Source organism: Rheinheimera pacifica (assembly GCF_024809855.1).
Taxonomy (GTDB): Bacteria; Pseudomonadota; Gammaproteobacteria; order Enterobacterales; family Alteromonadaceae; genus Alishewanella; species Alishewanella pacifica_A.
Window position 1 is genome coordinate 128216 of the sequence record NZ_JANUEM010000004.1, and the last position, 11075, is coordinate 139290.

Annotated in this window: 11 protein-coding genes and 1 pseudogene; all 12 read right to left on the reverse strand. The window is 45.7% G+C overall.

Features of this window, described 5'->3' with window-relative positions; translation table 11 throughout:
- Window positions 1-10: 10 nt before the first annotated feature.
- The 12 genes and pseudogenes from murI to M2404_RS07835 all read right to left on the reverse strand — a co-directional run bounded on the left by murI (window position 11) and on the right by M2404_RS07835 (window position 11050).
- The gene (gene murI / locus M2404_RS07775; RefSeq protein WP_259239159.1) at window positions 11-844 is read right to left on the reverse strand and encodes a glutamate racemase; all 834 of its coding nucleotides are present in this window, start codon (window positions 842-844) and stop codon (window positions 11-13) included.
- 43 nt (window positions 845-887) lie between these two features.
- Window positions 888-1607, reverse strand: a complete 720-nt coding sequence (locus M2404_RS07780; protein ID WP_259239160.1) for an MFS transporter permease — start codon at window positions 1605-1607, stop codon at window positions 888-890.
- Window positions 1608-1622: 15 nt separating this feature from the next.
- Window positions 1623-2504, reverse strand: coding sequence for an aldo/keto reductase (locus M2404_RS07785; protein ID WP_405047777.1), 882 nt, complete (start codon window positions 2502-2504; stop codon window positions 1623-1625).
- Between the two features lie 197 nt (window positions 2505-2701).
- Complete coding sequence (cls, locus tag M2404_RS07790) at window positions 2702-4207, reverse strand: cardiolipin synthase (protein ID WP_259239162.1); 1506 nt, start codon at window positions 4205-4207, stop codon at window positions 2702-2704.
- Window positions 4208-4429: 222 nt separating this feature from the next.
- Window positions 4430-4834, reverse strand: coding sequence for a VOC family protein (locus M2404_RS07795; RefSeq protein WP_259239163.1), 405 nt, complete (start codon window positions 4832-4834; stop codon window positions 4430-4432).
- A 185-nt stretch (window positions 4835-5019) separates the two neighbouring features.
- Window positions 5020-5508: a hypothetical protein gene (locus M2404_RS07800; protein ID WP_259239164.1), complete on the reverse strand. Its 489-nt coding sequence runs from the start codon at window positions 5506-5508 to the stop codon at window positions 5020-5022.
- Between the two features lie 142 nt (window positions 5509-5650).
- Window positions 5651-7215, reverse strand: a pseudogene (locus tag M2404_RS07810) (transposase).
- 91 nt (window positions 7216-7306) lie between these two features.
- A complete protein-coding gene (locus M2404_RS07815) occupies window positions 7307-8692 on the reverse strand; it encodes a hypothetical protein (protein WP_259239167.1) in 1386 nt (461 codons plus the stop codon).
- Window positions 8693-8731: 39 nt separating this feature from the next.
- Window positions 8732-9562: a hypothetical protein gene (locus M2404_RS07820; RefSeq protein WP_259239168.1), complete on the reverse strand. Its 831-nt coding sequence runs from the start codon at window positions 9560-9562 to the stop codon at window positions 8732-8734.
- Between the two features lie 394 nt (window positions 9563-9956).
- The gene (locus M2404_RS07825) at window positions 9957-10298 is read right to left on the reverse strand and encodes a nuclear transport factor 2 family protein (RefSeq protein ID WP_259239169.1); all 342 of its coding nucleotides are present in this window, start codon (window positions 10296-10298) and stop codon (window positions 9957-9959) included.
- Complete coding sequence (locus tag M2404_RS07830; protein ID WP_215397426.1) at window positions 10291-10503, reverse strand: type II toxin-antitoxin system VapB family antitoxin; 213 nt, start codon at window positions 10501-10503, stop codon at window positions 10291-10293. The genes M2404_RS07825 and M2404_RS07830 overlap by 8 nt, the downstream gene beginning before the upstream one ends.
- A gap of 88 nt (window positions 10504-10591) precedes the next feature.
- Entirely contained in the window at window positions 10592-11050 is a 459-nt protein-coding gene (locus tag M2404_RS07835; protein ID WP_259239170.1) for a GNAT family N-acetyltransferase, read from the reverse strand.
- Window positions 11051-11075 lie beyond the last annotated feature (25 nt).

The following is an 11075-nucleotide window of genomic DNA, read 5'->3' on the forward strand; positions in this document are numbered from 1 at the left end:
GTAATTAGTATTACAAAAGAGTTTTACAGTCGGTCACGCGTAAATCTGCACTCCCCCATAAACACTGCAGCTGAGTGTTAAAAATATCGGTATTGCCGCTGGTGTAAAATATAGCTGCCGCTTTGGCTGTACCCTTATTTATTAAATCAGGGGTTATTAAATCGGTGTTTATTAAGCCCGCCTCTGCCAGGCGGCGTTGCAACTCTCTGGCTACTGCCATTTCGGTGCGGATAATACTGACGTCAGGCCCGGCAATTCCGGCAATTAAATCTGCAACAAAATTATAATGCGTGCAGCCCAGCACCAGGGTGTCGGCGCCTTGTGCCAGCAAGGGCTGAATATAACTTTGCAGCAATGCCTGCATTTTATTGCCGCTAAAATCTAATGCTTCTATTAACGGCACCAGTTGCGGGCAAGGCTGTAGTATCACTTTTGCCTGGTTGGCATAACGCTGCGCTAACGTAGCAAAGGCTGGCGTTAACAAGGTGCGTGGCGTGGCCAGTACCCCTACTACGCCGCTTTTGCTGGCTAGTACTGCCGGTTTTACGCCCGGCTCTACACCGATAATAGGCAGCGGATATTGCGCCCTCAGTTTGGCAATAGCAGCTGTGGTTGCAGTATTACACGCCACTACTATAGCTTTAACACCAGCAGCGGTTAAATGCCGGGTAATGTGCAGCATACGCTGGTAAATATAATCGTCGGCTTTTTCGCCATAGGGCGCATGGCCGCTATCGGCGACATAAATCAGGCTTTCGTTGGGCAGTAGTTCACGTATTGCACGGGCGACAGAGAGCCCGCCGATGCCGGAATCGAAAATACCTATTGCTGCAGAATTAGCCATCACATGCCCGCCTGTAATTTAAGCCAGCAAAATTAGCATATTTTCAGGCTTTTTTGCCGGAGCATCGGCATAAAACTGCAATACCAACCAGAGAAACGACTAATACAGCGAACAACAGCCAGGCTTCTGCGGCCTGCAGCACCCACAGGGTAAGACCTGACAGTAGCAGCCAGAGCAAGGGAATAAAAGCGACCAGCCACAAACGCCAGCCCCGCAGTAATATAAGCGCCAGGCCAAGCATGGTAATAGTGGTGGGATCGGCATGTATGCCAAACACCTGTGCCTGCCACCAACCGTCGCGGCTAAGCGGTGCCATAAGAGGCAGAGCAAGCAAACCGGTAACCGCAATGCCAAGCCCAATCGCAATGCCAAGCCGAACCACAATAATTGCCGGGCGGCTGCCAGCGACAATACACATTTTAGCGGCTGGCACCTCACGGCGGCCCAAACCGGCTAATGCCAGCCATAACAGCAATATGGCCTGAACCCAAAAAGCGTAACCAACATAGTGACCGGCCCAGTTAAGCTGGGCATAGTGCTGCATAAAAAACACCCAACCGACAAAAACCCAAACCGGTGCCATAAGCAGCCAAACCAGTCTGGCACGTTTTTTTAATGCCAGTACCAGCATTGCAACGCCCAGCAGCAGGCTAAGTATATGCAGCGGCCACCAGCTTTCGCTTAACCGTTCCAGCAGGCGAAAGTACACATCGGCGCTAAAGGGAATAAAATCCTGCAGCTGATAACTGGCCCAGCTAGTCATAACATGCCTGTGTAGTTATAACGCGTCAAAAAAGCGCACCATCTGTTTGCGGTTTTCAGCAGAGGGCATCGGGTTAACGCCTGCGCGCATATTTTCCTGCAAATGCTCAAGCTGCGTGGTAGCCGGAATAGCACAGCTAACAGCCGTGTGACTAACAATAAACTTAAGCAAAAACTCTGCCCATGTAGTGCAGCCATGCTCTGCTGCCCAACCTGGCAAACGCTCGCCACGGCGTTTCAGGTTTTTAATCAGGCTACCGCCGTTGTATGGCCGGTTGGCAATGACCGCTATACCCTTCTCTGCTGCTAATGGCAGTAAACGGTTTTCGGCTTCGCGCTCAACGATGTTGTAAGTCAGTTGCACAAAGTCGATGTTTTCAGCGGCCATAATCTGCTCAACCTCGCGGTGGCGGCGGCCATGTGAGGTAGTAATTCCAATATAGCTAACCTTGCCTGCCACTTTTAGCTCACGCAGCACCGCTAGGTGTTCGCGCCAGTCGCTCAGGTTATGTACCTGCAGTAAATTAAATTGCGGGATATTCCAGCGGCGCTGCAAATCAGCCACCTGCTCATGCGCCGAGCCTCCGGCCGGGCTCCAGACTTTTTCGGCTGCAAACAGGCTGTCAGCTATACCAAGCTGCGATAAGGCATGACCCATAACATCGGCGGCCGAGCCATACATCGGAGATGAGTCAATCATGCCGCCACCCAGCTCAAAAAAGGTTTTTACCAGTTCAGTGCGTGCCGCAAGCAGCTTAGCATCGCTGCCAACATTAAAAGTACGCCAGGTACCCATGCCAATTACCGGCAGCACTTTATTGCTATTGGGAATGGTCTTTTGCAGGCGTGCGCCGCCAGCGGCAAAACCGGGGAATACCGGCAGTAAGCTGGCAGCCATAGCGGCAGCGAGTAATTTAAGACAGTGTCTGCGGGTTAAGCGGTTGCTACAAATAAAGCTATTGTTCATGCTAAGCGCCCCTTCAGCTCATTCTGGCCTGGCGCTTGTAGCACCCGGCAGCAAAATAAAGCATACCAGCCTGGCCCTTCGTTGCCAAATTAGCTACAGCACTGCAATATTCTGCTAAAAAATATACGTTACAACACTGGGGCCATTAAATTAGCGGCTTGTGAGGCTGCGCGCTTATACCAGGAGCGGCTAAGCACATCATCTGATGTCATTTGCCGCGATACAGCAAAATCAAGCAAAAACTGTTGTTGTAACTGCTGATTAAGTTCAGCATCTGCCAACAGTGCGGTAATTTCAAAATTCAGCCGGAAAGAGCGGTTATCCAGATTTACCGTGCCCACTGCAATAATCTGATCATCCAGCACAAAACTTTTAGCGTGCAGAAAACCTTGCTGATAACGGTAAATCTTAATACCTGCATCCAGCAGCGGCCCGACAAAAGCATAGGCGGCTAAACTAACCAACAGGTTATCTGTTCGCTCGGGGATCAGGATCCGCACATCAACGCCACGTAAAGCAGCCAGCTTTAGTGCCGCCATAGTGCCTTCGTCAGGCACGAAATAGGGGCTGGCGATCCAAATCTGTTTAGTGGCGCTATTTAACGCATGTTGCATCATCAGGCTGGCTGTTTCAAAACGATCTGCCGGGCCAGAAGGTATAATTAATACCGGCACATCGCTGCCATTTGCCGGTTTGGCCTGCCAGTTTAAATTTGGCAGTTGTTCGCTACTCCAGTACCAGTCTTCGACAAATGACAGTTGCAAACCTAATACGGCCGGGCCACTTAGCTTTAAATGGGTATCGCGCCACTGGCCAAAACGCGGATCAGCGCCCAGATATTCATCACCAACATTAAGGCCGCCCAACCAGCCATGATGGCCATCTGTGACCACAATTTTACGATGATTACGAAAATTCAGCTGAAAGCGGTTGCCCGGCCCTTTGGTTGAGTGAAAAGGCCGTACAAATACACCGGCATCGGCAAGTTGCTGCGTATAGCGTTTAGGTAAACGGTAACTGCCTATTTCATCAAACAAAAAGTAAACTGCCACACCGCTGCGGGCTTTTTCAATCAGCAATTGCTGTAACTGGCGGCCAATCTGGTCGTCGCGCACTATATAAAACTGCACCAGCACATACTGCTCTGCCTGACGAATGCCGTCAAAAATACTGTCAAAGGTTTGCTGGCCATCTATCAGCAGTTGGCCGTTATTACCGGTTAAAAATGGCATTTTTGCCAGTGTTTCAACCGCTTCAATGCTGCCACGGATCCGATCAGACGCCATAACATAAGGCTCAACACCAGCAGTTTTTAACTGATGCTTGGCAAACAACTCATGGTCGGTTTCTTTACGCGAGATCACATACCCCTGAAACCGGCTGCGGCCAAACACCCAATAAGCAGGCACCGCAGCATAAGGGAAGGTATTTAAAGACACTATCCAGGCAATACTGCCCTGCGACGTGCGCGATGACATTAACGCATCAAGCGAAGATAAAGCCCCCAGCGTATGAAATAACGCTAACAGCAGAAAAAACACCCGGCGCCGTTTACTGGTTTTTTTCGGTGTATGCCCGGCAGCTGCCGTCTGCGAAGCAAAAGCTTGTTTTAATGCCGAGCTAATTCTAAACATTGTCTGCCTATCAGGCTGTATTTATGGGCAATTTTAGCATGCACGAACCAACTCTATCGACTGTTGTGCACTTCTTACTCTTTAGGGTATACAACGAATGCCAGTTTATTTCCATCCGGGTCACGAACATAGGCTGCGTAGAATCCCTCTGCGTACTGCGGTCTGTAGCCGGGTTCGCCTTCTGAGATTCGAGATTAGAAGAAACCATTGCAGCGCAAACGCTTATTTTGGGGCCGGACATACAAGCTCCCAAAGATGTCCTTCTGGATCGCTCACGTAGCCGATATATCCCCCAAATGATGGATCGACTTCTGGTGCTGCAGGTACCACCCCACCGAATTCTTTGGCGCGTTCAAGCGCCTGATCTACTTCCTGTTTCGTTTCTACCGCACAACTAATAATAGCGGGCGCTGAAGCCCCAGGTAAAAGCGCCAGGCGATTTGCTTTGGTGCTATATGACTCGTAACTTCCCTTTTCCATAATAAAAAGGCTCAAGTTCGGAAACTCAAGAGCAAGAATTCCCTCTTCTATTCTTGCATCAGGAAATTCAAAAACCTCTTTGTAGAACACAAGTGACTTTTGTAAGTCAGTAACAGGAAGGCATAGTACTGTGGTCTTAATTTTCATAATTTCTCCTTTACTCCAGTTCGCTTGGTTTGACGCATAACCAGCACCAACCTAAAGGGCGCCATCAATTAGCAGATGTTTATCGAGCATAACATTAGAGAGCCAGGATCGCCCAACGCACGCCACAGACGCGAGCGAATTGTTGTGAGTCGAGCGCCCGAAAGACGCGTTTTTGATGGCGATTGTTATATGCCAACTTCTTCATACATTTTTTGGCGAAACTCACGATATCCACTCGCATATTCCCAAATACTAAACAAATGCGTTTTACTCGAATCCATTAGGCAGAAAATTTGGCAACTGGCATATTCACGTGATGCTTTTAAATCATTCCAAGAATAACGTTTTGTCTCAGAACCTTTGTATAGAGCTATCCCTTGATCGTCGTAAGTCATTTTCGTCTTAAGACTTCTAAGAAAACGAACCATTAAGAAGAAATACTTACCGCATAGGTAAGTGATACCAATAACAAGCGCAGCAAGAATAAAAACTGTCGATGCATCAGCATTTGAAAGTCGCTTACCTGAAATTAAAATAAATGCAATTGGCCCAGAAACATACACTGGTAACAATATGACTGCGCAAATATAAGCCAATACTCTTGTTGCTTTTGAATGCTCTACCATACTTTCCTTGGTATATAACAAGCCTGTAGAGAAACCTATTAAGCGCACAGTGTTTCTACTCCGGCCTTTCTGTTTATTATTTGTTAGCAACTTTGCATGCTTTTGGCGGGAATATCAAGACTAGATTCAGTTGACGCTACTCATGTAAAACCAGTGGTTTAGCAGGCCGTTTGAGGCTTAGTTAGCTCCATTATTCCGCTAACTTACCGTATCGGTTTACCTTCTCCAGATTATGCACCATGCAATACAGCTGCCACTGGCCCTGCACCTTGGTTTTGCCGCGCAAACTAAACCGGTTTAACCCTTTATTGGTGCCGATATTGCCAAACACCGGCTCTACTACCGACATCCTATGGCTGTATATCTGCTTACCAGCCTCGCTATCAACCCGCTGTTTCATCCAATCGGTGTAATTAGGTGGTGCATTGGCTTTGAGTAAAAACGACACCTGTCGGCCGCTGCCTTTTCTATGATTGGCTGATTCTGGGTTTACCATGCATTGCTCTTTTAAATCACAACTGCGGCACTGCAATAACTTGCCTGTAAACAACGCTCGTTGTTGGCCGTCAGGTTCCGGCCTGCTCCCCGGCTCGACAGCAACAAACCCGAGGGGCAAATACAGCTCATTGCTATTGGGTCAAATTCAAAAGCGCTGGCTGGGATCACAACCTTTTGTCCAACCGCCTTATCCTGGTGCCGCTTGCCATACTTTTTCTTCTGGTCACTGAATTTCGGATCCCGTTTTCTAAACTGGTTATCAGGGATGTAGCCATTGATTTGCTGTTGATACAAGTAGCTATTGTTCGCTTCATTAGCAAAACCGGTATCAGCTGTCACGATGGTTTTACCGGCGAAGATATTCTCGCTGATGCCCATACTTTTATAACGCTGCTTTATCTTTTCCAGCATCGGTACCAACGTATGATGTTCTTGCCCTTCACCAAAGGCTTGTGCATCCACGATGATTTGATGTTTTTTATCTACCGCCGCCACACCGTTACAGCCTTGGATCGTGCCTTTGCTGGTGGTCATTTTAGCGGATTCATTATCAGTGATATTACTTTTCACTTCCGTGCGCTTTTTGCCTTGGCTCATCCGTGGACTGGCGGTCTTTAAAAAATCACTAACCTTGTCATGCGCTTTATTCAACGTGTCGATAGATTGCTGGTGCCTTGCTTTACGTACCTCATCGGCTGACTCACGTTCATCCAACTTTTTATGTTGCTCGAGGTGGTAACGAATTTGCCGCTTTAATTTGTCCCGCTTTGCCGCCAGCTCTTTAAAAGTACCTGACCATTCCTTAGCGGCGTTAGAAGACATTTTGCAGCCGTCTATCGCGAACAGTTCATTACCTAACAGGCCCTGCTGATAGCACACCAGCAACACCTGCTCAAACAGCTGCGCGATTTGTACCGACGAGCTACTGACAAAGGCCGCTATCGTCGTAAAGTGCGGCACGGTGTCACACGACAGCGCTTTAAAAATGATATTGGTTTCGCAGCACCACTGAATTTCACGACTGGAGGTAATGTCTTTGGAGTAGGCAAACAAAATGATTTTTAACAGCACAGCCGGATCATAGGCCGGGCGGCCGTTATCCTCATTCTGATATTTACAGTGAAATATCGACAGGTCTAGCTTGTTATCAATCAGGTAATGAATGGCGTGTTCAAAGGTGCCTGGCTGCAGTTGGTCGAGATAATTAATCACCACCATGGCACTTTGGTTGTAATCGTAAGGGATGTATTTAGGCATTCGGCGTTGTCCACTTTTTAATCAGACAACGCTATTTGATCACAAACTTGATCAACTGAAAAGAGGTTTTTCTACAGCCTCAACGTTGGCGTTAAGCCGCGCCTTTAGGCGTCGGCTTGAACGACTTGTTAGCCATTCCTACTATTTCTCGGAAAAAACCATTAAATAGATATGGTTTTTTAAATGTATGCTCCAAAATTGTATTTAGAACTAAAACATTTCCTTCAGCTATTAAGGGTATTTCTGAGTTGTCAATTTTGAACGTCTTAATTCTTTTTCTGGCGCTGCCCTTTTGTGTGAAATCCCTTTGTCTTTTATCGAACTCATCATATGAATAAAAAATATATTCATGATCCATGTGAGACAAAAATACTTCACCATCCCGCATAAAATACTCAATATGAATTAACTGGGTCACAGCGCAGTCATCAAGTACCTCAGGGCTATCTAGAACTTCTTCGAAATATATCTCATTCTGATCTATAAAATACCATGCACTGTCGTTGTTTCTGTCGAAGAAACGACCTGCTGACTGGTGAGGTGGAAATATATTCTTGGCGTCATCCTCTTTGAAGACCTCTTTTGTTGCCTGATGATCTCTCGTATCGCAAAGAAAGTCAGCTAAACACAAAGGCGATTTTGACTGTTCATTTCCCAAAAGAATGAAATATTTCTCTGCGGTCTGGAAGACGACTTCGCACTCCACAAGAAAAGATATGCTCTTTATTGCCTTACTGCTCATAAGATGGGCGAAAACTCCAAGAATGATCTGCGAGATATCAATTAGAAATTGAGAATTATTTTTCTTGTCAAATATGCGGCTCGGCAAACCTGAAATTATCTGTTCCGACTCATCTATGGAAAGCAAGTCATACTTTAAAAACTGCCTATCTGATTCTTTTAAATCAACATCAAATGATTTGTAGTATTTATATATCTTGCTTTCTGTTTTTGTTGGTACGCTGTATTTTTCTGAATTTGAAATTTCAAACTTAAATCTATCAAAAAGAATTTTTAGACAGAAAACATAAAAGTAATTTTCTTTTGTTTGATAGGTGGCATTTTGATTGGCCGGCAGAGTTCTTGACACCACTTCGTCAAATATGGAGTTTGCTTCCATTTCTAGCGATGCCATGGATAATTTTGATAGTTTATTTTCATTGTGGCTTATCTGTGTTTCATAAAAAGCCACAGGGAATTCTTCTAATTTCTTGTACAGAAAATCTATATCACTTTTTATTGCTTCTTTCTGAGCCTCTAGAATCGCGTCATTAATTCCATTTCCTGCTCTTAGATCGACTACGAATTTAGGGATTATTTCATTGAATAAATCTTCATTATTTTCTAAGTATTTCTCTGTCAGGATGGGGAAGCTTCCTGATTTGGAGAAATCTCCCCCGAATGTTTTTTTGAGGGAATTATTTTCTTCTTCTTTCAAAGACCTAAAAAAATCTAGTAAATACGAATAAGAATTCATTTTTCAGACGCCTGATTGGCTTATAGGCTAACGCAGCATTCACCCGCTTGTCCGGTGCAATGCTTTGTTAGCCTTTTTTAGCATCTCATCGTCACGAATCGCTGTTATTTTTTTACTAAACTCTATCGCATGATTCATTGCTTCCTTTGCCAAATCAGCACCTGTTGCAATACTTTTCAAATGATTTGATATTCGAAACTGAAGGAAATTTAGGAGAATTTGGACAGACCATTTCTCATTTTGAAAGCGCTGATATTCGTCATCAGGCAAACCTGTACTTAGTATCCTGACTAAGCCTTCATCACTTCTCCAGTCGTGATCTGGAACATTCCCAGTGCAACACTTGTTCAAGTAAAAGCAGAGGCGAGCTACTGTAGCGGTATAAATACCAAACAACTGGTAAGTTATGTCATCCATAAAGGGTCTTAAGTTATCTAGCTGTTTGGGCATGAGCTCACTAATAGCACCGAGATCTGTACCATTCTCGAAACCTTTAAACTTTGGGTTGCTACAGAATTCGCCGTACTCTTTTTGAACAAGAATATCTAACCAAATTATTTCAGGAGGTGACTTCTCTCTAAATTCAACAAACGTCTTCCATACATCAGCTATAGCCTGAACTCGCTTTTCAGCGAAAGCTTTTTTAGTTTCAAAGTATGTTGCATTAGTTAATGAAAGTGAACTTTGAAAGTTCTGGGTAGCAGCTCTTAATGCGTCTAGCTCTTGCGAGTATTTGAATTTATCTTGCTCTAAAATTCTATTTGCCCAAACTTTACCCAGCCACGAGCTTAAACCAAAAATAATTAGGGCAGCCCCACCAACCGCTCCCAAGGCTGCGGTAATTATTTGAAAAGTATCTGTCCAAGTCATACTTTCTTCCTAATGGCTAACATTTTATTCTTGAGCATGCTCGTCCCCTCAATTCCTATAGTGAAAACATAAATTGATAATTCACTGAAAAACAACTACAAATATTAAACTTGTATTTTCACCTTCCAGGAAAACGAGCATGTATTATATTTCGGAGGCCGTGCGTTATATTTCTAAGCCTCACTGCCATAAGTACCTAATCTATAGCATGTAAATAAAGACGGCAATTAGCTTATGCGCAATGTTAACGGGATATCTGACCTGAAATGCCTGATATTTCAAATAGCACTGTATATAACAACACAAAACATCACTTTCACTTAAGCTATTTAATAGCACTGAAAGCAGAGCCTATAGTCCGCTTTTGAAACACCCCTGCCGCTTTAGCCGCTATTCACCCAACCGGATAAAACCAGGCATTTATTATCAAGCCATCTTGCACGTCGTACACCACTACTACCTCATACGGCTGTTCCGCTATGCCGTATACTTTTTCATGGTCGATAACCTTATTACCCACCACCATGCGCTGCAGCACCTCGGCGCGCAGCGCGGCTATGGTAAAGCGTTCGGCTTTGTAAAATGCTTCCAGCGCAGCGCGGCCTTTTAAGGAAGGTGCGGTGGCTGGCATACGGTAAATGGCAATGTCCGGGTGATAACAAGCGACAAAAGCAGCGAGATCTTTAGCGTTGTAGGCGTCCAACTGGCGTTGTACCGGGGCTGTGTTGTCAATCATGTTGTTTAAACTCTATGCTAAAACGGCGCTTGGGTATCGGCATATCTGGTGTTGTACCGCCGAGTGCCGCTAGTCTGCGGCCTGCCTGCACGCGAATATAGGTTTTAATCGCTTCACGAAATAGCCCGGCTTTGTCTGTACCCGGCTCAGCCAAAGCCAGCGCTTGCTGATATAACTCATCGTCAATGGTTACTGTGGTACGCATATTGCCTCCAGCATCAGATAAAACATAAGCTTGCATCAAAATTAGTATCTTCACCAACTACACTGTGTTATTTAGCCGCGTAGCAGCCTTATTCCAGCGTTTTGCACATAAACATACTATTCGGGTCGTCGGGGTAATCGGCGAAGCGGCCGCAGTAGGTAAAGCCAGCGCTTTGGTACAAGGTGCGGGCTGGCAGGAAAAAGTCCATTGAGCCGGTTTCCAGATAAAGCTGTTTAATACCGCTTTGGCTGGCCTCTGTTAGCAAAAACTGCAGTAAAGCGCGGCCTATGCCCTGCCCCCGCGCTTCGGGTGCGGTGCGCATAGATTTTATTTCAGCCATATCGCTGCTGTGTTGTTTAAGAGCGACACAACCCAGTAACACCTCGCCTTGCCAGGCGCCCCAAAAACGGATGCCGGGTGCTTTTAGTTTGCTGATATCCAGCGCATGCACACTCTCTGGCGGCGAGGTGGCGTACATATCGTCTAAATGGCCCTGTAATAACTGTATAACTGCCGGTGAATCCAGCCTGCCCGGAATAATTTTCATTGTTAATCTACCTGAGAATAGCGAT